The organism is Burkholderia sp. WTPI3 (assembly GCF_021483755.1).
Classification (GTDB): Bacteria; Pseudomonadota; Gammaproteobacteria; order Burkholderiales; family Burkholderiaceae; genus Burkholderia.
On record NZ_JAGIXF010000010.1, the window covers coordinates 25,942 to 49,103 of the forward strand.

Consider the following 23,162-nt stretch of genomic DNA (forward strand, 5'->3'; position numbering starts at 1 on the left):
GTCCGGCAAGCAGGCCCGGGCTTGCGCCCCGAGCCGCCGCCCCCTTACTCCGCCTTGCCGTCCCGCAGACGCGGAATCGCGAGCGGATTGCTTTCCTGCAGTCCTTCGGGGAGCAGATCGTCCGGGAAGTCCTGGTAGCACACCGGCCGCAGGAAACGCTCGATCGCGGTCGCGCCGACCGACGTGACGGCCGGGTTCGACGTCGCCGGGAACGGCCCGCCGTGCACCATCGCGTCGCACACCTCGACGCCGGTCGGGTAGCCGTTGACGAGCAGGCGCCCGGCCTTGCGTTCGAGGATCGGCAGCAGGCGGCGCGCGAGCGGCTTGTCGTCGGCGTCCATCTGCAGCGTAGCCGTCAGCTGGCCTTCCAGCGCGTCGAGCACGCGCGCGACTTCGTCGAGATCGCGGCAGCGCACGATCAGCGATGCCGGCCCGAACACTTCGTGGCTGAACGCCGGCTCGGCCAGGAACGCCTGTGCGGCGACTTCGTACAGCGCTGCGCCCGCCTGACATTCGGTCTGCGCCGCTTCGCCCGAGCCGATTTCACGCACGCCCGGCAGTTCGGCCAGCTTGCCGCGACCGTTGCGAAACGCGTCGGCGATGCCGCGCGTGAGCATCACGCCAGCCGGCTTCTTCGCGAGCGCCTGCGCGGCGACCGACTCGAAGCGGTCGAGATCGGGACCGTCGATCGCCAGCACGAGGCCGGGGTTCGTACAGAACTGGCCGACGCCAAGCGTCAGCGAATCGACAAAGCCCGTCGCGATCGCATCGCCGCGCGCGGCCAGCGCGGACGGGAACAGCACGACCGGGTTGATGCTGCTCATTTCCGCATAGACGGGAATCGGCTGCGGGCGCGCGTTCGCGAGGTGCACGAGCGCCATGCCGCCCTGCCGCGATCCGGTAAAGCCGACGGCCTGGATCGCCGGGTGGCTGACGAGCGCCGCGCCGATCACGCGGCCGGGGCCCATCAGCAGCGAAAACACGCCGGCCGGCATCCCGCATTTCGCGACGGCGGCGCGGATCGCGCGGCCGACCAGTTCGGACGTGCCGAGGTGCGCTTCGTGCGCCTTGACGATCACCGGGCAACCGGCCGCAAGCGCCGACGCGGTATCGCCGCCGGCCACCGAGAACGCGAGCGGGAAGTTGCTCGCGCCGAACACGACGACAGGCCCGAGTCCGACCTTCTGCAGCCGCAGGTCCGAGCGCGGCAGCGGCGTGCGCGCCGGCTGCGCGGGATCGATCGACGCGGCGAGGAAACGCCCGTCGCGCACGACGCGCGCGAACAGCCGGAGCTGGCCGACGGTACGGCCGCGCTCGCCCTGCAGGCGTGCGACGGGCAGGCCCGTTTCTGCGTGTGCGCGTTCGATCAGCGCATCGCCGAGCGCGACGATTTCGTCGGCGATCGCTTCGAGAAACGCCGCGCGGGCCGCGAGCGGCTGTGCGCGGTACGCGTCGAAGGCGTCGCGCGCGAGTTCGCACGCGCGCTCGACGTCGGCCTGCGTCCCGACGCCGAACGCCGGCGCATCGATCGGCGCGCCCTTCGTCGGGTCGAACGCGCGCAAGGTACCGGCCGAGCCGGCCACCGCGTCGGCGCCGATCAGCATCTCTCCAGTCAGTTGCATGAGGTGTGCTCCGTGGTTCGGGAATGATGGGCTCATTGTAGCTCAACAGATACGATGTCTGCCGACGACATTTCAATATTCGCATGGCGTGCCGAACCTGCCATCGCCATCGCGAAAGCCTTATATATCTAGTGTACCCGCGTGTTTCTTACCTTTTTGCGTCATCTTTCAAAGGGAAAACCCGAGGTTTCTGCATCCTGTCATTACTCATAAAATTCCCGCCATGTCATACGACGACGTACATTAAAGTGCCCAATCAGACCACCTCTCGCGATCTCCCGATCGATCTCGCCGGCACCGCGCGCCGCACCGCCGTGCGTTACTGGATCCTGGCGATGCTGTTCGTCGTCACGACGCTCAACTATGCGGACCGCGCGACGCTGTCGATCACCGGCACGCCGATTCGCAAGGCCTTCGGCATCGATCCGGTGACGATGGGCTACATCTTCTCGGCGTTCAGCTGGGCGTACGTGCTCGCGCAGTTGCCGAGCGGCTGGCTGCTCGATCGCTTCGGCGCGCGGCGCGTGTATGCGACGAGCATCTTCCTGTGGTCGGCGTTCACGCTGCTGCAGAGCACGATCGGCCTCGGCGGCAGCGCGGCGTTCGCGGTGACGGCGCTGTTCGTGATGCGCTTCGCGGTCGGCATCGCCGAAGCGCCCGCGTTTCCCGCGAACGCGAAGGTCGTCGCGAGCTGGTTCCCGACCGCCGAGCGCGGCACGGCGTCGGCGATCTTCAACGCCGCGCAGTATTTCGCGGCGGTGGTGTTCTCGCCGCTGATGGCGTGGCTCACGCATGCGTACGGCTGGCATCAGGTGTACCTGTGGCTCGGCCTCGCCGGCATCGCGCTCGCGTTCCTGTGGCTGCGCGTGATGAAGGATCCGGCCGACCATCCGGCGGTGAATCGCGCGGAACTCGAGCATATCGAGCAGGGCGGCGGCCTCGTGCGCACGACGAGCCGGCCCACCGGGGCCCGCGCCAACGGCACGGCGTCCGCGGGCAATCGCGTCGCGGGCTGGTACTACGTGCGCCAGTTGCTGTCGAACCGGATGCTGCTCGGCGTCTATCTCGGCCAGTATTGCGTGAACGTGCTCACCTACTTCTTCCTCACGTGGTTCCCGATCTACCTCGTGCAGGCGCGCGGGATGTCGCTGCTAAAGGCCGGTTTCATGACGTCGCTGCCGGCGATCTGCGGGTTCCTCGGCGGCGTGCTCGGCGGGATGCTGTCGGATACGCTGATCCGTCGCGGCGTGTCGCTGACGCTCGCGCGCAAGATTCCGATCGTCGGCGGGATGCTGCTGTCGATGGTCATCATCGGCTGCAATTACGTCGACAGCGAAGTGCTCGTGATCGTGCTGATGGCCGTGTCGTTCTTCGGCAAGGGGATCGGCTCGCTCGGCTGGGCGGTCGTCGCGGACACCGCGCCGAAGGAAGCGATCGGCCTGTCGGGCAGCCTGTTCAACATGTTCGGCAACACGGCCGGCATCGTCGCGCCGATCGCGATAGGCTACCTGGTCGGCGCGAGCGGCTCGTTCAACGGCGCGCTCGTGTTCGTCGGGCTGAACGCGCTCGTCACGGTGTTCAGCTATCTCGTGATCGTGAAGGACATCAAGCGCGTCGAACTGCGTCACCGCGACGCGTGAATGTCGCCGGAAGGGGAAAACGGCGGCGGCCGCGCATGAGCGCGCCGCCGTTTTTTACATCGATCAGATCGATGCATGCGCGACGCGCAGCATGTCGTGCACGCCGGACGTCATCAGCGCGAGAAACGCGAGCAGGCCGACGTAGCAGAGCGCGTAGGTTGTCTTCGTCTCGACCGACGTCGCGTAGTACATGCGGTTCTCGCGCGCGTCGGGATCGTAGCGCCACGCGCAGGCACGCGCGGTCGGCAATGCCGACCGAACCGGAATGCTTACCTCGCAGGTCATGTCCGGGGCGCGCGGGATTGCCTATCATCGTGGGCATGAACCCGACCGCCGCCCTTCATTCGCTCCCCCCGTCCGCCGGCCGCGCGTCCGGCATCGGCCCGCTGCTGCGCACGTGGCGTCAACGCCGGCGCCTGAGCCAGATGGCGCTCGCGCTCGAAGCGGAGGTGTCCGCGCGACACCTGAGCTTCGTCGAATCGGGGCGTGCGCAGCCGAGCCGCGACATGGTGCTGCATCTCGCGGAACGCCTCGACGTGCCGCTGCGCGAGCGCAATGCGCTGCTCGTCGCGGCCGGCTATGCGCCGCTCTTTCGCGAGCGGCCGTTTTCGGATCCGCAGCTCGATGTGGCGCGCGGCGCGGTCGAAGCGGTGCTGCGCGGTCACGAGCCGTATCCGGCGCTCGCGGTGGATCGTCACTGGACCTTGCTCGCCGCGAACCGGATGCTCGGCGCGCTGGTCGCGCAGGCCGATCCGGCACTGCTGCAGCCGCCCGTCAACGTGCTGCGCCTGAGCCTGCATCCGGACGGCCTCGCGTCGCAGATCGTCAACTGGAACGAATGGCGCGCGCATATCCTGCATCGACTGCAACGGCAGATCGACGCGAGCGGCGACCGCACGCTGCATACGCTGCGCGACGAACTCGCCGCGTACCCGACGCCGGCCGGCCAGCCCGACGACGCGGCCGCGCGCGCCGATTACGCGGACATCGCGGTGCCGCTGCGGCTGCGCACGGCGGCCGGCGAACTGACGTTCTTCAGCACGACGACGGTGTTCGGCACGCCGGTCGACGTCACGCTGTCGGAGCTGGCGATCGAGGCGTTCTTCCCCGCGAATCCGCAGACGGTGGATGCGCTGCGCGCGCTGGCGGACGCGTTGCCGGCGCAGTGAGCCTCGTCAACGGCGCTCGAGCGCCAGCTTCATGCCCGGCGAGAGCAGCACCGTGCCGCTCACCCGGTGCATGCGGATCAGGCGGCGCGGTTTGCGCCGGATCGTCGCCGACCGCATCCCGGCGCGCAACGCGACCGGCCCCTTGACGAGAAACGTCGGCCCTCACGCAGATCGAAGGCGTGCGCAACGCCGAAGCCGGGATTCCGCCGAAGCGCATCAAGCAGACGGTGCGCCTGCCGATCCAGGCATCGGCAAAACGCGCGCCGCGCGCCGCTTTCGTCCGATCATTGGGCCGGGACACTACAATGACACCCGTTCGTACAAGCTCCTGACATGCCGCTTGCCATCCGGGCCACGCCGGCGGCGGCCCCCTTCACTTGACGATACCGGCTCGCCCCGCTCCACCGGGGCCATTCCGGCAACGATTCCGCTCGGTCGCTCGCCTGTCTCATGATTCCCGCTCCGATTTTCTCCGGCACCTTCTTCGTCGTTCTCGCCATTTCGTTTCTGGCGGCCGTCGCCATGCTGCTCTGGGCCGTCGCGCTCGCGCTGTTTCCGCGTGCACGGCAATCGTTTCGCGCGCATCGCGGACGCTCCACCGCCATCCTCGCCGCACTGGGCGTGACGAGCAGTTTCTTCGTCTTGATGTGCGTGATCAGCCTGCGGGTCGAGCTGAACACCAGGAAGGAAGAAGCCGCGAAACATCCCGTGCTCGAGAAGCGCGAGCATCTGCTCGGCATCGACATGCCGCCCGGCACCCGGCTGTCGCTCTTCAACGCCGGCGACATGAAATCGATCGAGAAGGTCGAGTTCCCGCACGTGGTCGATGTCCACGGCATTCCGGCGGTGGCGATGAACGTCGGATCGGAATTCGACGATGAAGCGCCGCGGAACGACCAATACCCGCCCAGCCTCACCGCACTGCGGCTGACCACCACCGGCCCCCGAACAATCGACGGATGGATCTGCGGCGCGAACGAGCCGCTGGAAATCGTGTTGCGCAACGACGCGCGGATCCGGACGCTCTGGTTGTGCCACCTGGCCGACGGCAATCGCGTGGCCGGTGTCGCCGTGCCGGCCGGCTCGCGACTGATGAGAAGCACGACCGCCTACGGGGACGGCCTGCGCGACAACGACTATTGGGAGATCCGGGTCGCCGACGGCGCCGTGTTCGAGCTGTCGTCGCTACCGCTGCGGCATCCCGACGTGAGACTCGACCGGAACCGCAACATTCTCGCATTCGATTACGCGACGCTGGCGCGCGCGGCGAGCGTCGGCGACCTCACCTACCCGGCCGGCACCGACGTCAGGTTCGGCGTGCGCGGACTGCGCGAACACTATCCGGGCGCATGGCTTTTCAAGACCGCCCGGGGGCAGCACGCGGTCAGCAAGATCATCGGCCCGCTCGCCGATGGCGCATCGGTCGCGCAGGCGCCATCGGGCAAGGTCTACGCGATCTTCCCGCCCGAAGCGGAATGATCGGGCGACGCGATGGCCGGCGTCGGCGCCACACCGGTGCGTAACGCCGAAACGCGTCAAACCGGCGGCGCGTCCGCATCCAGAAACGCAACCGGTCGCCCCGCCGGCTGCCCGTTCAGCGCCCCGTCGCGCACGGCAGCCTGCCCGCGCACGACCGTATGCACGGGCCACCCGGTAACTGCGCAACCGTCGTAAGGCGTCCAGCCGCTCACGCTCGCGATCCATTCATTGCGGATGATCCGGCGCGCACGCAGGTCGACGATGCTGAAATCGGCGTCGTAGCCGAGTGCAATCCGCCCTTTGCCTTCGATGCCGAAGATCCGCGCCGGGCCGGCACTCGTGAGATCGACGAGCCGTTCGAGGCTCAGGCGGCCGGCATGCACGTGGTCGAGCATCAGCGGCAGCAGCGTCTGCACGCCGGTCATCCCGCTCGGCGACTGCGGATACGGGCGGCCCTTTTCTTCACGCGTATGCGGCGCGTGATCGCTGCCGATCACGTCGACCAGGCCGTCGCGAACGGCCTGCCACAGCGCGTGCCGATGATGCCGCTCGCGCACCGGCGGATTCATCTGCGCGAACGTGCCCAGCCGCTCGTAGCAGTCGGGCGCATGCAGGCTCAGGTGATGCGGCGTGACTTCGACCGTCACGCGCCGCCGATGCCGCGCGAGAAACGCCATTTCCTGCGCGGTGGAGACATGCAGCAAGTGCAGACGCCGCCCCGTCTGCGCAGCCAGTCCGACGATCCGCCGCGTCGCGATCAGCGCGCTTTCGTCGTCGCGCCAGCGCGGATGGTCGCGCACGTCGCCGCTCGCTTCGACGATCGCCTTGCGTGCGCGCAGCCGCGCTTCGTCCTCGGCGTGCACGGCCATGCGCCGACGGCCGTGCCGCAGGATGCGGCGCAATACGGTGTCGTCGTCGGCCAGCAGGTCGCCGAACGAACTGCCCATGAACACCTTCACGCCCGCGCAGCCGGGCAGGTTTTCGAGCAACGGCAACCGTTCCGCGTTCACGGCCGAGCCGCCGACGTAGAACGCGTAATCGGACCACGCCCGGCCGCGCGCAAGATCCAGCTTCGCTCGCAGATCGTGTTCGTCCAGCGTCAGCGGCTGCGTATTGGGCATCTCGAAGACGGTCGTGACACCGCCGAGCACCGCGCCGCGCGTGCCGGCCTCGAACGTCTCCTTGTGCATCAGGCCCGGTTCGCGGAAATGCACCTGGCTGTCCACGACACCCGGCAGCACGTGCAGTCCACCGGCATCCAGCAATACATCAGCGCCCCAGCTTCCGCGCAATGCGCCCAGCGCGACCACGCGGCCGCCCGCACACGCCACGTCGATCCGCTCGGCGCCGCAGGGCGTCATCACCGTGCCGCCGTGAACGAGCAGATCCGCATGACGCCGCGCTGCCGCGTCGAATGCGTCACCGTCGCCGGCTGGCTGTCGCATGCGCTCGGTCATCGGTCAGAACTCGTTCTGGATGTGCTTGTAGCCGAGCACCAGCGCATTGTTCGTGCGCGCGACGTCCTCGGAGAAGTCGCTCGCATCGGCGGTGACCTGCGGCAACGCCGCGAGGTCGGTTTCCGGCCCGATGCGCTCGGTCGAGCGCACATAGAAGCCCGGCGGCAGACGGCAGCCGTCGACGACCGCGTTGTAGCGCACGACGCAACCGTCGTCGATCGTGCAGTTGAACAGCACACTGTTGAACCCGACGAACACGCCGTCGCCGACCTTGCATGGCCCGTGCACGATCGCGCGATGCGCGATCGACGTATGCCGGCCGATGGTGACGCTCGCACCCGACTTCGAATGGATCACGACGCCGTCCTGGATGTTCGAATGCGCGCCGATCACGATCGGCGCGATCTCGCCGTCGGCATCCGTTTCGTCGGCGCGGATCACCGCGTACGGGCCGATGAACACGTTCTCCTCGACGATCACGCGTCCGCACAGAATGGCGGTCGGATCGACGAACGCGTTCGGGTGGATTTGCGGCAGGTCGCCGCGCGGGTTCTTTCTGATCATCTGGATTCCTGCGTTGAATGGATGCGATCGCGCGCGAGCCGGTCGAGCAGGCCGGGATCGCGCCACTGCGCGGCGATGGCCGGCGAGAACACGATCGCGTCGAGGTCGATGCGGCCCATGCGCGGATTGAACGCATCGTCGTGAAAGCACTGCGCGTAGCCCGTCTCGGTTTCGTGAACGATCACCGAGTGCAGGCGCACGTCGGCCTCGCCATTCGACATCGCGGCGCCGGACAGCACTGCATCGACAAGACGAAACAGCACGCGCGAGAACTGCTCGGCGCTCGGCGAAACGGGCAGCAGCACCCAACGCTCCGAGTGCCGGCGCATGCTGTCGACGTAATCGCGATCGTCCCCAGACCACAGCGTCACCGCATGGTCGAACGCGTCGATCAGGTCGCGCACGTCGCCTTTGAGAAGCCCGAAGTCGTACACCATCTGCCCGTTGTCGAGCGCATGCGCTTCGAGCAGCAGTTCGACCTTGTACGAGTGGCCGTGGATCGAATGCGAGCAGCGCCGTGTGCTGCAGCCGCGCACGATGTGCGCGTTCTCGAACCGGAACAGCTTGCGGATCAGCATGCGGGAACCCCGTCACGCGCCGGCGCCGCCCACGCGACCGCATCGTGCGGATGCAGGCTCTCCAGATGGCGCACGTGAACGCGCGGATTCGCATAAGCACTGTCCAGCGCCGCCTGTACGCGCCGCGCGGCATCCTCGACGAACATCAGGTTCTGGCCGTTCAGCACCGCGAACGCCTGTTCGTCCGCGCGCTTCACGGCGGTCTGCACCGGCGTGCCGAGAGCATGCTCGACGCGATCGATCAGCGCGATCAGCCCGAGGGGCGCGTGGCCGGCAGCAAGCCCGACGTCGACGACCGCTTCGCTGCGCTGACTGTGCGGCGTCGCTGCGGTTGCGTGTCGCTGCAGCCATGCGGCGACCGCGGCCGGTTCCACGCGATCGTCGCGGCCGAACGCGGCGAGAAACGCCTGTTCGACCCAGTGCCGCGACAGTGCGGCCGAGCACGGACACGTCGACGCATAGACGATCGTCACCTGCGCGTGCAGCGCAAACATATCGCCCGTCAGCGTCGCGTCGAGCCGCACCGGATACGACTTCCAGCCGGCCAGCCCTTCGGTAACGAGCGCCGGGCGGCGCGCCAACAGGTCGAAATGCAGCCGCAGCCGTGCGCTGCGCGTGCCGCAGTCGCGATGACTGTCGACCATCTCGTGCAGCAAGTGTCGCAGGCAGGCCGCCGACAGCGCTTCGCCGTCGCCCAGCGTGTCGAGCAGCCGGTACAGCCGCGACATGTGGATGCCTTTCACGTGCGGCGCGGGCAGATCGACCTGTACGCCGGCGCGCGCATGCACGTCGCGCCGGCAGCCGGGCTCGGCCACCGCAACAGGGAGGTCGATGCCCTGCATGCCGACCCAGTCGAGCGGGCGGTGCCGCGGCGCGGCGTCGGTCACGGAAATATCGGGAAGCGGTGCATTCATGCTCGGAGTCCGGTGGAGCGCCTTCTCCATCCGGTTCGATGCAGGAAGCGCGTTCGGGTCAGGTCCAGTCGTGAAACGGGTTGTCCCACGTGATCCATCGTTCGGGGCCGGCGGCCATCTCGGTGTCGGTCAGCAGACACGCATCGAAGCGGGCACGCAGCGCCGGCTCGTCCATGTCCATGCCGATCAGCACGAGCTCCTGGCGCGCGTCGCCGACGCGCTCGTCCCACCGCGCGCGAATCTGCGCGACGGCCTCCGGATCCTGCGGCCAGCGCTCGGGCGGCACGGCCGCCCACCAGTGACCGGCCGGCCCGTGCCGCGCGACCGCGCCGGCCTGCGACCACGAACCCGCGATAGTCGGATGGGTGGCCATCCAGAAGAAGCCCTTCGAGCGGACGACGCCCGGCCATTCGCTTTCGACGAGATCGAAGAAGCGCTGCGGATGAAACGGCCGCCGCGCCCGATAGACGAAGCTGCGGATCCCGTATTCGTCGGTCTCGGGGGTGTGCGTGCCGCGCATTTCCTGCAGCCAGCCCGGCGCGAGCGACGCCGCATCGAAATCGAACAACCCGGTGTCGAGCACGCGCTCGAGCGGCACCTTGCCGAATTCGGCGATCTCGATCCGCGCGCGCGGATTCAGGCCGCGCAGCAGTGCGATCAGCCGCTCGCGGGCCGGCGCGTCGATCAGGTCGACCTTGTTGACCACGATCACGTCGCAGAACTCGATCTGGTCGATCAGCAGATCGACGACCGTGCGCGCATCCTCGTCGCCCATCGATTCGCCGCGCGCCTGCAGGCTGTCGCGCGACGCGTAGTCGCGCAGGAAGTTGAACGCGTCGACCACCGTCACCATCGTGTCGAGCCGCGCGACTTCGCCGAGGCTGCGGCCGTCCTCGCCTTCGAATGTGAACGTCTCGGCCACCGGCAGCGGCTCGGAGATGCCGGTCGACTCGATCACGAGCTGGTCGAAGCGCCCTTCGCGCGCGAGCCGGTCGACCTCGATCAGCAGATCCTCGCGCAGCGTGCAGCAGATGCAGCCGTTGCTCATCTCGACCAGCTTCTCGTCGGTACGCGACAACCCGGCGCCGCCGTCGCGGACGAGCGCGGCGTCGATGTTGACCTCGGACATGTCGTTGACGATCACCGCGACGCGGCGGCCTTCGCGGTTGTTGAGGATGTGGTTGAGCAGCGTGGTCTTGCCCGCGCCGAGGAAGCCGGACAGGACGGTCACGGGAAGCCGCGCGGACGGCGGGTGGGCGGTGTTCATCGGGCGATTCCGGAAGCGGGACGTTGGATAGGAAATGATATATTGTATCGCTACGATATAACATATCATTTCAGGCGTCCAGCATATGACGGCAAGGCGGCAACGAAAGCGCGGCCCTGGCGCCGCCCGCGGCATGCCGTTTGAAAGGTGGGGTTGATAAGCTGCCCGGCGAGACCGTCGGCCCTCTCCAAACACCATGAAAAACAAAACGCTTGCCACGCTGTTACTGTGCGCCGCCGTCCCCGGCGTCGCACTCGCCCAATCGGTCGCGGCGCCCGCGCTGAAGCCGGGCGATACCTGGACCTACATCGACACGGTCGAAATCGGCCCGAACGGCTGGCGCCAGACGCGCGACCAGATTTCCGTGCAGCGCACCACGTCAGATCACATCTACGTCGAAACCCGGCAGAGCGGCACGACGCAGGCGCCGCGCGAATTGATCGTCGACGCGGACTGGAGCCGTTCGCGCAACGTCAACGGCACCGAAACCGTGGTGAACCGGCCGCTTGCGTTTCCGCTGACGGCCGGCAAGATGTGGACGGTCAAATACAGCGAAGCGCACCCGAATCCGCAGCACGCATCGGAAGCGTACGACACGCATTACAAGGTGGTCGGCCCCGATACTGTCACCGTCGCCGGCGGCAAGTTCGATGCGATCAAGATCGAGGCCGAAGGGACGTGGAACGCGCAAACCGCGCCGGGGCAGTCGATCACGTCCGGCGTATCCCGCAACGCAGGCGGTTCGACGATCGTGATGCAGAGCCGCAACAACGGGACGGTGGAACTGACCGGCAAGACCTACAAGGCGTTCTGGTACGTGCCGTCGGTGGGCCGATGGGTCAAGTCGGTCGAGGAGTACTACGACGTGAACGGCGTGCGGACAGCACGCTATTCGAACGAACTGGCGTCGTACCAGCGCGCCGGGACAGCCAGCGGCGCGCCGTTGGCCGGCGGGCCGGCGACCGTGTCGCCGGAAGGCCCGCCGCCCGGCGATCAATGACGTAGCGCGCTCGGTTACGTATAAAGCGACGCCTGCGGCAATTCCCCCGTCAGCGCAAACCGGCCGACATCGCGCAACCGATAGTCGAGCGGATCGTGCAGCGTATGCGTGCGGGCATTCCGCCAGAAGCGGTCGAGGCCGAGCGTCGCGGCCGTCGCGCGTGCGCCGCACGCATCGAACAACGCCTCGCCGTTCTCGAGCGCCGCGCGTTGCGCGACGATCTTCGCTTCCGACACGGCGAGCGCCGCTTCCGCGCGTTCGTCGGCCGTCAACGCGTGCCGGCGCGTCCACGCGCGCTGCAGTTCGGCGGCCGCGCGATCGGCCAGCGACGCGGCGGCAACGGCCCGCACGCGCATGTCGCCGAAGCGCTGCAGCGTATACGGATCGTCGCTCGCCTGTGCGACGCCCGAATGTATCCACGGCCTGCCCTGCTGGCGCACGTAGTCGCGCGCCTCGGCGAGCGCGCCTTCCGCGAGCCCGACGAACAGGTTCGTCAGCACGAGCTGCGACACCAGCGTGCGCAGCGTCGCGCGCGGCGTCGGCGGCGCTTCGGAGCGATGCAGCACTTCGTCCGGCGCGAGCGTCACGCCGTCGAAGCGTACGCTGCCGCTGTCGGTCTGGCGCTGGCCGATCGGATCCCAGTCTTCGTTGACGGTGATCCCGTCGCGATCGGTCGGCACCACGCCGAACACGGAGCGGCCGGTTGCCGGATCGTGCGCGGACACCGTCATCCGCTGCGAACCGCGGGTGCCGGAGCAGAAGCCCTTCACGCCGTCGAGCCGGTAGCCGCCGTCCGGCGTCGCGGTAGCGACGAGACGCGTGTCGAGCGGATTGACCGCATTGCCCCACCACCAGCGATGCTCGACCGTGCCGCGCAGATAGCGTTCGCGCTGTGCGGCGCTGCCCCACACGTCGACGCTCACCACTTGCAGGACCTGGAACCCGACCAGATGCGCAAGCGCGCTGTCGACGCGCGCGATTCGCCGGATCGTGTCGTAGATCTCGGGCCAAGCGGCTTCCTGTCCGCCGAATTCGCGCGGCACGGCGAGCGTCAGCAGGCCCGCATCGGCGAGCCATTGCTTCTCGTCGGCCGCATGACCGCCCGCGCGATCGCGCGCGGCGGCCGTCACGCGCAGCGCGTCGACGGCACGCGCCAGCGCATCGGCGTCGATGCCGTGCGCCCCGGTATCCGGCGCAAGCGTCGCCGGGCCACGTGGATCGTTCATGTAACGATTTCCTGTTCAATGGTTTCGTGCGCAACGACCGCGCCCGACAACGGCACGAGCGCGTCGAGCCGGCGGCCGGTCAGCCGCGCCAGGATTTCGCGCCGCCAGTCGTCGTAAATCGCGCGGTATTCGGCGATATCCGCGCCGAACACATGCGCAGTATGCGCGTATTCGTCGTGAAGATAGCCGTCGAGCCGCGCCTGCGTTTCCTCGTCGGCGGCGATCACGCGGTCGATCAGCGCATCGCGCTCCACGGCCGGCAGCGCCTTCAGCGTATCGAACCACCACTGGACGATCTGCACGCGATGCCACTCCTCGTCCGGCCGGATACGGTTCTCGCCGTGCTCGCGCATCGCGCCGTCGGCGATGCGGCCGGTCTTGCGCTGGATCCACAGCTTCGCGAGGATGTGCAGCTCGTAATGCCATTCGAACGCGAGGAAGCCGGCCACGTCGCGCACCGCGATATCGCCGATGCGCTCCCAGTGCGCGGCGACGAGCTGCTCGACTTCCGGCAGCGGATCGCGGCCCGTCAGTTCGGTCACGCGCTCGCGGCCGATCACCGCGTGCGCGCCGTCGTCGCCGAGCTGGCGCGACAGGATCAGCTGGAAATGCGGATCGTCGCGAAACAGCGTGTCGATCGCTTTCGCGACGACCTGCACGATGAACAGGTCGTGCGACGCCATCTTCGTGTAGTAGTCGGCGACGGCAGCGAGTTCGTCGTCGTTGCGCGGCTCGCGCGGCGGCGTGGCGAGCTTGTCCGGAAAGCCGGGACGATGGCGTCGCGCGACCTCCAGAAACAGCGCTTCCTCGAATTGTCCGTTCCACTCGCGCGGCGCGCCGATGGGCAAGGTCATGGGTATCGTTCTCTCAGGGTCGTCGATGAAAAGAGCCGGCGCTCGTGGCGCCGCTCAGGTACGCCGGGTCACGTGTCGGACCAGGCGGTCGCCGGTGATTTGCACGGCGGAAACGAGGGCGATCAGGATCACGATCACGGTCGCCATGACGGTGGTGTCGAAACGCTGGTAGCCGTAGCGGATCGCAAGATCGCCGAGCCCGCCCGCGCCGACGGCGCCCGCCATCGCGGTCGAGCCGATCAGCGCGACGACGGTGATCGTGAAGCCGCCGAGCATGCCGGGCAGCGCTTCGGGCAGCAGCACGTGCCACACGATATGGCGGCGCTTCGCACCCATCGCGAGCGCGGCCTCGATCAGCCCGCGATCGACTTCGCGCAGGCTCACTTCGGCGATCCGCGCGAAGAACGGAATCGCGGCGATCGACAGCGGCACGACGGCCGCCCAGACGCCGATGGTCGTGCCGATCAGCACGCGCGTGAACGGCAGCAGCGCGACGAGCAGGATGATGAACGGCGTCGAGCGGAACACGTTGACGAGCGCGCCGAGCACCGCGTTCACGCCGCGTCGCTCGTAGATGCCGCCGGGCGCGGTCGTCACGAGGATCACCGCGAGCGGGATGCCGATCAGCGCGGCGATCGCGGCCGATGCGGCGACCATCGACAGTGTGTCGCGAATCGCGTCGAGCAGTTCGGGCCACCAGAGATCAAACATAGCCGAGCACCTCCGCGTGATTCGCGTGGCGACGCGCCCGTTCGAGCAACGCGGCGACCGCGCCGCCACGTGCCGACGACGGGCCCGCTTCGTCCATGCGCGGCGATGCCGCGATCACGAGACGCCCCTGCGCATGCCCCTGGATGCGTTCGATCCCGCCGTGCAGGAAATGTAACGAGCCGCCGAGCGCCACCGCGAGCGCGCCGACGTCCGGCTCGCCGCCGCTTTCGCCCGTATACCGGAGGTCGAGCACGACCTGCGCGCCGTCGGGAAGCGCGGCCAGCCCGGACAATGGCTGCACGCGCGCGGCCAGTTCGGCCGGCAGGTCATGCACGAGCGTACTGAGCAGCGCGCGCGTCGCGCCATGTTGCGGCGCGCCGAACACGCGCCACACGGGGCCGGTTTCGACGACCTCGCCCTGTTCGATCACCGCGACGGTGTCGCACACCGCACGGATCACTTCCATCTCGTGCGTGATCAGCACGATCGTCAGACCGAGCCGGCGATTGATGTCGGCGAGCAATGCGAGGATCGACTGCGTCGTCTCGGGATCGAGCGCCGACGTCGCCTCGTCGCACAGCAGCACCTCCGGATCGTGCACCAGCGCCCGCGCGATGCCGACGCGCTGCTTCTGGCCGCCCGACAGGCTCGCCGGATACGCGTCGCGCTTCGCGGCGAGCCCGACGAGTTCGAGCAAGGCATCTACCTTGCGCACGCGCTCGGCCTTCGGCACGCCGGCGATCTTCAGCGGCAGCGCGACGTTCTCGAATACCGTCTTCGCCGACAGCAGGTTGAAATGCTGGAACACCATCCCGGTGCGGCGGCGCAGCGCGACGAGCCCGTCCTCGTCGAGCCCGCCGACGTCGACGCCCTGCACCCGCACGCTGCCCGAGCTCGGGCGCTCGAGCCCGTTCACGAGCCGCAGCAGCGTCGACTTGCCTGCGCCGCTGCGGCCGATGATGCCGAACACCTCGCCGCGCCGCACGTCGAGCGTCACGTCGCGCAGCGCGGCGGCCTGGCCGCGCGGCGTCGCGAACACCTTGCCGACATGCGCGAGCGACACGGCCGCGCCGCCGGCCGGCGCAACCGCCTCGTCATGGGCAGCCGGCCCCGCGGCGGCCCGCACGGCCGAGGCCTCGACGAAACCCAGCGTATCGAACAATTGCGTCATTGCTTCGCTCCGTCACGTTCATGCATGCGCGGGATGCGCAGCGGAATGGGCGGCGTCACGCGCGCGGGCCGGCCGGTGCTGCGCACCGGTGTGCCACGCAGGCAGTCGCGCGCCGCCGCCGAACAGCTTCTCGCGCAGCGTCGGCGCGGGGTCGTAGTCTTCCTTGTAGACGCCGCGGTTCTGCAGCTCGGGCACGACCCAGTCGACGAAATCCTCGAACGACTCGGGCATCACGGTGCGCGTCAGGTTGAAGCCGTCGATGCCGGTCTCGTCGATCCACGACTGCAGTTCGTCCGCGACCTGCGAGGGCGAACCGACGATCGGCGCATAGCGGCCGCCGAGCGACATCTGTTCGAGCATCCGGCGCACGGTCCAGGTGCCGGTCGTGCTCTTGCGCGAGATCGCGTCGACGGCCGACTGGATCGAATCGGTCTTCACGTACGAGATCGGCTCGTCGAGGCCGTACTTCGCGAAGTCGATGCCGGTCGAGCTCGCGAAATGCGCAAGGCCGGCTTCCGGGCTCGCGTAGCGCCGGTATTCGTCGAACTTCTCGCGGGCGAGCAATTCGGTCCCGGCCGTCACGACGCTCACGCCGGCAAAGATCTTGATCGACGCCGGATCGCGGCCCTGCCGCGCGGCAGCCGCGCGAATGTCGAGCGCGGCCGCACGCGCGGCGGCCTTGCTCTGGCCGTTCACGAACACGCACTCCGCGTGCCGCCCCGCGAACTGGACGCCGCGCGCCGACGAACCGGCCTGGTACAGCACCGGCGTGCGCTGCGGCGACGGCTCGCTCAGATGAATCGCATCGACCGAATAGAACGGCCCGTCGTGCTTCACGCGCCGTACCTTGGCCGGCTGCGCGAACACGCGTGCGTGCGCGTCGCGGATCACCGCGTCGTCGTCCCAGCTCTGCTCCCACAGCTTGTAGACGACGTCCATGTAATCGTCCGCGCGCTCGTAGCGGTCGTCGTGGCCGATCTGTTGCGCGAGGCCCATCCCGCGCGCGGCGCTGTCGAGATAGCCGGTCACGATGTTCCATCCCACGCGCCCCTTGGTCAGGTGATCGAGCGTCGACATCCGGCGCGCGAACAGATACGGCGGCTCGTAGGTCAGGTTCGCGGTCACGCCGAAGCCGAGATGCCGCGTGACTTGCGCCATCGCCGGCACGAGCAGCAGCGGATCGTTGACGGGCACCTGCACCGATTCGCGCAGCGCGGCGTCGGGGCCGCCGCCGAACACGTCGTACACGCCGACGATGTCCGCGAGAAAGATCCCGTCGAACTTGCCGCGTTCGAGCGTCTTCGCGAGATCGGCCCAGTAGTCGAGATCGGTGTAGTGCGCGGAGCGGTCGCGCGGATGGGTCCACAGCCCGTGGTTGATGTGCCCGACGCAGTTCATGTTGAACGCGTTGAGCAGGATCTTCTTGCGGTTCGCCGTCGTCATGTTCGCCTCCGTCACCACGCGATCGCGTACAGCGAGCCGAACGCGTTGTCTAGCGCACGGCGCACCGCCGGCGAATGCTGGTAGATCGCGATGAACTTGCGGATGCGCGGATCGTTCACGCTGTCGGGACGCACGACCCACTGGATCGCGAAGTTCTTGTTCTCGGTGCCGTCGAACAGCAGCGCGCTGTTCGGGTCGGTCGTGCCGGCGAGCTTGATGAAGCTCGGGTAGCCCTGCGCGAGATCGACGTCGTCGAGCGAGCGTGCGAGCTGCGACGCTTCGAGCGGAATGATCTTCAGGTGCTTCGGATTCGACACGATGTCGTGCGTGGTCGCGCGGTAGTCGGCGCCCGGCTTCAGCGTGATGAGGCCCGCGCGCTGCAGCAGCAACAGCCCGCGCCCGCCGTTGACCGGATCGTTCGCGATCGCGACGCGCGCGCCGTCCTTCAGCTCGGCGAAGCTTTTCACCTTCTTCGAATAGAGGCCGATCTTCATGATCGTGCCGGGCGCGATCGACACGAAGTCGTAGCCGCCCTGTTTCTTGGCGTTCTCGAGAAACGGGATGTGCTGGAAGTAGTTGACGTCGATGTCCTTGTTCGCGAGCGCCGCGTTCGGCGTATTCCAGTCGGTGAATTCGATGATCTTCACGTCGAGCCCCTGCGCCTTCGCCTCCTTCGCGGCAACCTTCAGCGCTTCGATCTGCGGGCTGGTCGAGATGCCGACCTTCAGCGGCGCGGTGTCGGCGCGCGCGCCGCTCGGCAGCGCGAGGCCGAGCGACACCGCGAGCAGCGCGGCCGCGAACAGGCGGGCCGGCCGGATCAGCCGCGCGATGCGGCCGGAGGAAAAGCGGGCGGGAAACACGGGATGCAGCATGGGAACCACTCTCCTGTCCAAAGACGGTGTCGACGGATGAGCGACGCCGCGGCGAACGCGCGGGCGTTCTCCGGACAGTCGTCGTCGCGTCGGAAAAGGATCAGCCGATGATAGAGAGCGGCGGGAAGGTGGTCTACGAAGCGATTGTGCGAAGAAAATCGCGCGCGGCGATATGGCGCGCAAATCAGGACGCGATCAGGGCGCAAGCAAGCCCCCGGCCGGCGCCCAGGCCGAAATCTCGGCCTGGGCGCCGGGCCGATTCCGAGATCTCGGCCAGCCCGCTGCGCCCGGCCTTTCGGCAGACAAAATAAATCCCTTACGAATCAATGAATTGAAAATATTCCGGCAGGCCGGATTTCTGGCACGGGGGTTGCGTAATAGACGGCACACGATGCCGCGAAGCAAAGCAGGCATTCCAACATCAGGAGACACGTCTTGCAGACCTCTATCCATACCCAATCCCATCCGGAGCCGATGTCCGAAGCCGGTCCCGCCGTGCGCGAACGCTTCTGGCCGGAAGGCTGGTGGAAGCTGATGGAAATCCGCATCGGCATCATTCCGCTGCCGGTCTACGTGATCCTGTTCGCGCTGATCGTCGGGTTCGTGGTGACGGGCAAGGTGCCCGGCGAGATCTCGATGGCGATCGCCGTGCTCGCGTTCTTCGGCTTCACGTGCGCGGAACTCGGCAAGCGCCTGCCGCTCCTGCGCAACATCGGCGCGGCCGCGATCTTCGCGACCTTCGTGCCGTCGGCGCTCACGTACTACCACGTGCTGCCGAAGCCGGTGCTGAACCTGACGGTCGAGTTCACGAAGTCGACCAACTTCCTGTACCTGTTCATCGCGTCGATCATCGTCGGCAGCATCCTGAGCATGGACCGGCGCGTGCTGATCCAGGGCTTCGTGAAGATCTTCATCCCGCTCGCGGCCGGTTCGATCGCCGCGGCAATCGTCGGCACGGCCGTCGGCACCGCGCTTGGCCTGGGCGCGCGCCACACGCTGCTGTACATCGTCGTGCCGATCATGGCGGGCGGTGTCGGCGAAGGCGCGATTCCGCTGTCGATCGGCTATTCGGAACTGATGCACCTGCCGCAAGGCGAAATGTTCGCGATGGTGCTGCCGCCGGTGATGCTCGGCAGCCTGACCGCAATCATCCTGTCGGGTGCGCTGGACATGCTCGGCAAGCGCATGCCGCACCTGACCGGCAACGGCCGCCTGCAGGTCGGCGAAAGCGGCGACATGACGCCGGAAAGCGAAGAAATCCGCGGCCATGTCGACGTCACGCACATCGCGGGCGCCGGCATCACCGCCATCACGCTGTACCTCGTCGGCCTGATGGCGCACAAGCTGTTCGGCCTGCCCGCGCCGGTCGCGATGCTGTTCCTCGCGGTGCTGGTAAAGCTCGCGCGCGCGGTGTCGCCGCCGCTGCAGGAAGGCGCGTTCGTCGTCTACAAGTTCTTCTCGACCGCCGTCACGTATCCGCTGCTGTTCGCGATCGGCGTGGCGATGACGCCGTGGGACAAGCTGACCGCCGCATTCACCGTCGTCAACGTCGTGACGATCGTGTCGACCGTCGCGACGCTGATGGGCACCGGTTTCGTGGTCGGCCGCCTGCTGAAGATGTACCCTATCGACACCGCAATCGTGAACGCCTGCCACAGCGGGCAAGGCGGCACCGGCGACGTCGCGATCCTGACCGCCGCGAACCGGATGCAGCTGATGCCGTTCGCGCAGATCGCCACCCGCATCGGCGGTGCGATCGTCGTCACGGTGACGCTGATCCTGGTCGCGCACTTCGGATGATGCGCGGCCGCGCGCACCGTCGCGCAGGCTGCCTCGCACGCGCCGCCGCCGGCTCTGCCGGCGCGCGGCGCGCGTCGTTCCGGGCCCGGGCCTGTTCACGCTGACCGCTGACAACAGGCCCCGGCGGCGGGCTTCGATGAGGACGAACGTGCAGAAGAGCTTCAAGGGAATCCCGTGGTGGGGCTGGGCGTCGGCCGCCGTGCTGTATGTCGGCGTGACGGGCGCGGCCGTCGATTTCGCGTGGGAACGCGCGATCGACGCGCTCGAGGAAACAGGCGCGCACCGGCTCGACCTGTATGCGTCGAGCCTGAAGAGCGAACTCGGCCGCTTCGAGATCCTGCCGGGCCTCGTCGCGCGCCAGGACAGCGTGCGCGCGATGCTGAAGGCCGCGCCGCACGACGCGCTCCCGCTCGTGCACACCGTCGACACCTACCTCGAAGCCGTGAACCGCGACGCGGGCAGCGGCGCGGTCGACGTGATCGACCTGCAGGGCGAAGTGATCGCCGCCAGCAACTGGAACGAGACGATCAGCTTCGTCGGCACGAACGTGTCGTACCGGCCGTACTTCAAGGATGCCCTCGCGCACGGCAGCGGCCGCTTCTTCGGGATCGGCACCAATACCGGCGTGCCGGGCGTCTACTTCGCGAGCGCGGTACGCGACGACGGCGTGCCGATCGGCGTGGCCGCGGTGAAGATCAGCGTCGACCCGCTCGAATCCGCGTGGCGCGCGCCGGGCGTCGCCGCGATGGTGGTCGACAGCAACGGCGTGGTCGTGATCTCGACCGAACCGGCGTGGAAATTCACCGCGTTGCGCCCGATCACCGCGCAGCAGCAGCGCGACATCCAGGCGTCGCGCCAGTACGCGGGCCGCACGGTCGACGCGCTGCCGTACCGCCGCATCGGCGATCGCAGCGCGGCCGCGTGGTTCGGCACGTTTCCCGACCCGCACCACGCCGGCCGCAACACGCGCTATCTCGTGATGTCGCGCCCCGCGCCGCAGGCCGGCGATTCGCTGATGGTGTTGCTCGATATCGCCGGTGCGCGCCGCCAGCAGCAGACCGCGTTCGTGTTCGTCACCGGCGCGTTCCTGATCGCCGCGCTGCTCGCCGGCTACGCGATCCAGCGGCGCCGGGCGATCGCCGCGCGGCTGAGCGTGCAGGATGCGCTGCGCCGCGCGAACGACCGGCTGGAGCTGACGGTGGCGCAGCGCACGGCCGCGCTGACGGCCGCGAACGAACGAATGCAGCGCGAGATCGTCGAACGCGAGCGCACCGAACAGCGGCTGCGCGATTCGCAGCAGGAAGTGGTGCACGCCGGCAAGCTCGCCGTGCTCGGGCAGATGGCCGCCGGCCTCACGCACGAGCTGAACCAGCCGCTCGTCGCGATCCGCACGCTGTGCGACAACGCGCGCACGTTCTTCGAGCGCGGCCAGCCGGCGCCGGCCTACGCCAATCTCGAACGGATCGGCAAGCTCGTCGACAGCATGGCCGTGCTCACCGGCGAGCTCAAGACCTTCGCGCGCAAGCCCGACGTCGAGCGCGTCGCCGTGTCGCTGAGCGAGGCCGTCGCGCATGCGCGGCTCATCTACGACGCGCGGATCCGCGACGAAGGCGTGCAGCTCGACGTGAACATCGCGCCCGGCACGGCCGTGTCCGCCGAATCGAGCCAGCTGCAGCAGGTGATCGTGAACCTGCTCGGCAACGCGCTCGACGCGGTGCACGACGCGCCGGTCCGCCGCATCGTCATCGACGCCGCCGGGCCGGACGACGAAGGCCGCGTGCGCGTCACGGTCGCCGACAGCGGCGCGGGCATCGCGCCCGAGGTGCTGCCGCACCTGTTCGAGCCGTTCGTCACCACCAAGCCGCGCGGCCAGGGCCTCGGACTCGGCCTCGCAATCACGTCGCGCATCGTCGAGGCGTTCGGCGCGAAGATCGCCGCGACGAACCGCGACGAAGGCGGCGCGCAGTTCACCATCGAATTCGCGGCGGCAACGCCGCAACAAAGGACAGAGCATGGAAGATGAGATTCGGGTGCTGGTCGTCGAGGACGATGAAAACGTCCGGATCGGCGTCGAGCAGGCGGTCGAGCTCGCCGGGTTCCCGGTCGACGCCTTCGCTTCGGCGGCCGACGCGCTCGCGCACGTCGCACCCGGCGCCCCCGTCGTGATCGTGTCGGACGTGCGGATGCCGGGCATCGACGGGCTGCAGCTGCTCGAACGCGTGATGGCCGTCGACGCGCAGATTCCGGTCGTGCTGATCAGCGGCCACGCCGACATTTCGACGGCCGTCGGCGCGATGCAGGACGGCGCGTACGACTTCATCGAGAAGCCGTTTTCGTCGGACGTGATCGCCGGGCGCGTCGCGCGCGCGGTCGAGAAGCGGCGCCTCACGCTCGAGGTGCAGGGCTTGCGCGCGGCGCTGAACAACTGGCACGGCATCGAGGCGTTCGTGCTCGGCAAGTCGCCCGCGATGGCCGACGTGCGCAAGAAAATCCTGCGCCTCGCCGATACGTCCGTGTCGGTGCTGATCACCGGCGAAACGGGCACCGGCAAGGAGCTGATCGCGCGCAGCCTGCACGACTTCGGCGGGCGGCGCGATGCGCATTTCGTCGCGCTGAACTGCGGCGGCCTGCCCGAGCAGATCTTCGAGAGCGAGCTGTTCGGGCATGAAGCCGGCGCGTTCACCGGCGCGATCAAGAAGCGCATCGGCAAGATCGAATGGGCGCACGGCGGCACGCTGTTCCTCGACGAGATCGAGACGATGCCGATTCCATTGCAGATCAAGATGCTGCGCGTGCTGCAGGAGCGCGTGATCGAGCGGCTCGGCGCGAACGAGCTGATTCCGGTCGACTGCCGCGTGATCGCCGCGTCGAAGGCCGATCTCGCGGAACTCGCGACCGACGGACGCTTCCGCGCGGACTTGCTGTATCGCCTGAACGTCGCGCAGATCGAGCTGCCGCCGCTGCGCGAGCGGCGCGAGGACGTGCCGCTGCTGTTCGAGCATTTCGTACTCGCGGCCGCTCGGCGCTTCGGGCAGCCGGCACCGGTCGTCACGGCTGCGCAGGTGTCCGAACTGATGACGCATGCATGGCCCGGCAACGTGCGCGAACTGCAGAACGTCGCGGACCGCTTCGTGCTCGGCCTGACCGGCGACAGCCTGCTGTCCTCCGGCGGCACGGCCACGGCCGGCGGCACGCTCGCCGAACAACTCGCATATTTCGAGCGGATGCTGATCGAGGACATGCTGCGGCGTCACAACGGCAACGTTGCGGACGCAAGCGATGCGCTCGGCATGCCGAAGAAAACGCTTTATCACAAGCTGCGCAACCTGCGGATTCCCGCGCGCGGCGACGCGGCGGCCGACGGCGGCGAATGACGCGAACGAGGATACGCACAA

19 protein-coding genes and 2 pseudogenes are annotated in these 23,162 nt (G+C 68.2%); 7 read left to right on the forward strand and 14 right to left on the reverse strand.

Annotated features, from left to right (window positions below; genetic code table 11):
* Window positions 1–44 precede the first annotated feature (44 nt).
* Window positions 45–1,622, reverse strand: a complete 1,578-nt coding sequence (locus J7024_RS07855; protein ID WP_175786746.1) for an aldehyde dehydrogenase (NADP(+)) — start codon at window positions 1,620–1,622, stop codon at window positions 45–47.
* A 248-nt stretch (window positions 1,623–1,870) separates the two neighbouring features.
* Here J7024_RS07855 and J7024_RS07860 point away from each other — a divergent pair, with 248 nt between their 5' ends.
* Window positions 1,871–3,262, forward strand: a complete 1,392-nt coding sequence (locus J7024_RS07860) for an MFS transporter (protein WP_124830167.1) — start codon at window positions 1,871–1,873, stop codon at window positions 3,260–3,262.
* A gap of 63 nt (window positions 3,263–3,325) precedes the next feature.
* Here the strand turns inward: J7024_RS07860 and J7024_RS07865 are convergent.
* A pseudogene (locus J7024_RS07865) lies at window positions 3,326–3,490 on the reverse strand (site-2 protease family protein); the annotation flags it as partial.
* Window positions 3,491–3,582: 92 nt separating this feature from the next.
* On the opposite strand from J7024_RS07865, the gene J7024_RS07870 reads away from it, so the two are divergent.
* Complete coding sequence (locus J7024_RS07870; RefSeq protein ID WP_234744965.1) at window positions 3,583–4,431, forward strand: helix-turn-helix domain-containing protein; 849 nt, start codon at window positions 3,583–3,585, stop codon at window positions 4,429–4,431.
* A 6-nt stretch (window positions 4,432–4,437) separates the two neighbouring features.
* On the opposite strand, the pseudogene J7024_RS07875 reads toward J7024_RS07870, so the two are convergent.
* Window positions 4,438–4,593: pseudogene (locus J7024_RS07875) on the reverse strand (LysE family translocator); the annotation flags it as partial.
* Window positions 4,594–4,881: 288 nt separating this feature from the next.
* Here J7024_RS07875 and J7024_RS07880 point away from each other — a divergent pair.
* The gene (locus tag J7024_RS07880; protein ID WP_175750640.1) at window positions 4,882–5,910 is read left to right on the forward strand and encodes a hypothetical protein; all 1,029 of its coding nucleotides are present in this window, start codon (window positions 4,882–4,884) and stop codon (window positions 5,908–5,910) included.
* Window positions 5,911–5,966: 56 nt separating this feature from the next.
* On the opposite strand, the gene J7024_RS07885 is transcribed toward J7024_RS07880, so the two are convergent.
* Genes J7024_RS07885 through zigA form a run of 5 tightly spaced genes read right to left on the reverse strand, consistent with a single transcriptional unit; the run spans window position 5,967 to window position 10,690 of the window.
* Window positions 5,967–7,367, reverse strand: coding sequence for a dihydroorotase (locus J7024_RS07885; protein ID WP_124830169.1), 1,401 nt, complete (start codon window positions 7,365–7,367; stop codon window positions 5,967–5,969).
* Window positions 7,368–7,370: 3 nt separating this feature from the next.
* Entirely contained in the window at window positions 7,371–7,931 is a 561-nt protein-coding gene (locus J7024_RS07890) for a gamma carbonic anhydrase family protein (RefSeq protein ID WP_124830170.1), read from the reverse strand.
* Complete coding sequence (locus tag J7024_RS07895) at window positions 7,928–8,509, reverse strand: 6-pyruvoyl trahydropterin synthase family protein (protein ID WP_124830171.1); 582 nt, start codon at window positions 8,507–8,509, stop codon at window positions 7,928–7,930. Before J7024_RS07895 ends, J7024_RS07890 begins: the two co-directional genes overlap by 4 nt.
* Complete coding sequence (gene folE2 / locus J7024_RS07900; protein ID WP_124830172.1) at window positions 8,503–9,423, reverse strand: GTP cyclohydrolase FolE2; 921 nt, start codon at window positions 9,421–9,423, stop codon at window positions 8,503–8,505. The genes J7024_RS07895 and folE2 overlap by 7 nt, the downstream gene beginning before the upstream one ends.
* Before the next feature lie 58 nt (window positions 9,424–9,481).
* Window positions 9,482–10,690 carry a zinc metallochaperone GTPase ZigA gene (gene zigA / locus J7024_RS07905; RefSeq protein ID WP_124830173.1) on the reverse strand — a complete coding sequence of 403 codons (1,209 nt, stop codon included), beginning with the start codon at window positions 10,688–10,690 and terminating at the stop codon, window positions 9,482–9,484.
* A gap of 196 nt (window positions 10,691–10,886) precedes the next feature.
* Between zigA and J7024_RS07910 the strand changes: the two genes are divergently transcribed.
* On the forward strand, window positions 10,887–11,690 hold the full coding sequence (locus J7024_RS07910; RefSeq protein WP_124830174.1) for a hypothetical protein: 804 nt from the start codon (window positions 10,887–10,889) through the stop codon (window positions 11,688–11,690).
* 14 nt (window positions 11,691–11,704) lie between these two features.
* On the opposite strand, the gene J7024_RS07915 is transcribed toward J7024_RS07910, so the two are convergent.
* The 6 genes from J7024_RS07915 to J7024_RS07940 are packed head-to-tail and all read right to left on the reverse strand — an operon-like array spanning window position 11,705 to window position 17,967.
* Entirely contained in the window at window positions 11,705–12,916 is a 1,212-nt protein-coding gene (locus tag J7024_RS07915) for an acyl-CoA dehydrogenase family protein (RefSeq protein ID WP_124830175.1), read from the reverse strand.
* Window positions 12,913–13,770 carry a hypothetical protein gene (locus tag J7024_RS07920; RefSeq protein ID WP_124830176.1) on the reverse strand — a complete coding sequence of 286 codons (858 nt, stop codon included), beginning with the start codon at window positions 13,768–13,770 and terminating at the stop codon, window positions 12,913–12,915. Before J7024_RS07920 ends, J7024_RS07915 begins: the two co-directional genes overlap by 4 nt.
* Window positions 13,771–13,824: 54 nt before the next feature.
* The gene (locus J7024_RS07925) at window positions 13,825–14,481 is read right to left on the reverse strand and encodes a methionine ABC transporter permease (protein ID WP_124830177.1); all 657 of its coding nucleotides are present in this window, start codon (window positions 14,479–14,481) and stop codon (window positions 13,825–13,827) included.
* Window positions 14,474–15,652 (reverse strand): methionine ABC transporter ATP-binding protein, encoded by a 1,179-nt coding sequence (locus tag J7024_RS07930; RefSeq protein ID WP_175795799.1) that lies wholly within the window; start codon window positions 15,650–15,652, stop codon window positions 14,474–14,476. The genes J7024_RS07925 and J7024_RS07930 overlap by 8 nt, the downstream gene beginning before the upstream one ends.
* Window positions 15,653–15,670: 18 nt before the next feature.
* Complete coding sequence (locus tag J7024_RS07935) at window positions 15,671–17,095, reverse strand: LLM class flavin-dependent oxidoreductase (protein ID WP_124830179.1); 1,425 nt, start codon at window positions 17,093–17,095, stop codon at window positions 15,671–15,673.
* 11 nt (window positions 17,096–17,106) lie between these two features.
* Window positions 17,107–17,967: a MetQ/NlpA family ABC transporter substrate-binding protein gene (locus J7024_RS07940; RefSeq protein ID WP_124830180.1), complete on the reverse strand. Its 861-nt coding sequence runs from the start codon at window positions 17,965–17,967 to the stop codon at window positions 17,107–17,109.
* Between the two features lie 435 nt (window positions 17,968–18,402).
* Between J7024_RS07940 and J7024_RS07945 the strand changes: the two genes are divergently transcribed.
* The 3 genes from J7024_RS07945 (at window position 18,403) to J7024_RS07955 (ending at window position 23,141) form a co-directional block, all read left to right on the forward strand.
* Window positions 18,403–19,767: a 2-hydroxycarboxylate transporter family protein gene (locus tag J7024_RS07945; protein ID WP_124830181.1), complete on the forward strand. Its 1,365-nt coding sequence runs from the start codon at window positions 18,403–18,405 to the stop codon at window positions 19,765–19,767.
* Window positions 19,768–19,903: 136 nt separating this feature from the next.
* Complete coding sequence (locus J7024_RS07950; protein ID WP_124830182.1) at window positions 19,904–21,790, forward strand: sensor histidine kinase; 1,887 nt, start codon at window positions 19,904–19,906, stop codon at window positions 21,788–21,790.
* Complete coding sequence (locus J7024_RS07955) at window positions 21,780–23,141, forward strand: sigma-54-dependent transcriptional regulator (protein WP_124830183.1); 1,362 nt, start codon at window positions 21,780–21,782, stop codon at window positions 23,139–23,141. Before J7024_RS07950 ends, J7024_RS07955 begins: the two co-directional genes overlap by 11 nt.
* Window positions 23,142–23,162 lie beyond the last annotated feature (21 nt).

What these genes read in the sequence shown, in the direction of transcription:
- J7024_RS07930 (WP_175795799.1), bottom strand. Translation starts at nt 15,652, where the DNA reads ATGACGCAATTGTTCGATACGCTGGGTTTCGTCGAGGCCTCGGCCGTG.
- J7024_RS07950 (WP_124830182.1), top strand. Translation starts at nt 19,904, where the DNA reads ATGAGGACGAACGTGCAGAAGAGCTTCAAGGGAATCCCGTGGTGGGGC.
- J7024_RS07895 (WP_124830171.1), bottom strand. Translation starts at nt 8,509, where the DNA reads ATGCTGATCCGCAAGCTGTTCCGGTTCGAGAACGCGCACATCGTGCGC.
- J7024_RS07915 (WP_124830175.1), bottom strand. Translation starts at nt 12,916, where the DNA reads ATGAACGATCCACGTGGCCCGGCGACGCTTGCGCCGGATACCGGGGCG.
- J7024_RS07955 (WP_124830183.1), top strand. Translation starts at nt 21,780, where the DNA reads ATGGAAGATGAGATTCGGGTGCTGGTCGTCGAGGACGATGAAAACGTC.
- J7024_RS07925 (WP_124830177.1), bottom strand. Translation starts at nt 14,481, where the DNA reads ATGTTTGATCTCTGGTGGCCCGAACTGCTCGACGCGATTCGCGACACA.
- J7024_RS07940 (WP_124830180.1), bottom strand. Translation starts at nt 17,967, where the DNA reads ATGCTGCATCCCGTGTTTCCCGCCCGCTTTTCCTCCGGCCGCATCGCG.
- folE2 (WP_124830172.1), bottom strand. Translation starts at nt 9,423, where the DNA reads ATGAATGCACCGCTTCCCGATATTTCCGTGACCGACGCCGCGCCGCGG.
- J7024_RS07935 (WP_124830179.1), bottom strand. Translation starts at nt 17,095, where the DNA reads ATGACGACGGCGAACCGCAAGAAGATCCTGCTCAACGCGTTCAACATG.
- J7024_RS07880 (WP_175750640.1), top strand. Translation starts at nt 4,882, where the DNA reads ATGATTCCCGCTCCGATTTTCTCCGGCACCTTCTTCGTCGTTCTCGCC.
- J7024_RS07885 (WP_124830169.1), bottom strand. Translation starts at nt 7,367, where the DNA reads ATGACCGAGCGCATGCGACAGCCAGCCGGCGACGGTGACGCATTCGAC.
- J7024_RS07890 (WP_124830170.1), bottom strand. Translation starts at nt 7,931, where the DNA reads ATGATCAGAAAGAACCCGCGCGGCGACCTGCCGCAAATCCACCCGAAC.
- J7024_RS07910 (WP_124830174.1), top strand. Translation starts at nt 10,887, where the DNA reads ATGAAAAACAAAACGCTTGCCACGCTGTTACTGTGCGCCGCCGTCCCC.
- J7024_RS07870 (WP_234744965.1), top strand. Translation starts at nt 3,583, where the DNA reads ATGAACCCGACCGCCGCCCTTCATTCGCTCCCCCCGTCCGCCGGCCGC.
- zigA (WP_124830173.1), bottom strand. Translation starts at nt 10,690, where the DNA reads ATGAACACCGCCCACCCGCCGTCCGCGCGGCTTCCCGTGACCGTCCTG.
- J7024_RS07920 (WP_124830176.1), bottom strand. Translation starts at nt 13,770, where the DNA reads ATGACCTTGCCCATCGGCGCGCCGCGCGAGTGGAACGGACAATTCGAG.
- J7024_RS07855 (WP_175786746.1), bottom strand. Translation starts at nt 1,622, where the DNA reads ATGCAACTGACTGGAGAGATGCTGATCGGCGCCGACGCGGTGGCCGGC.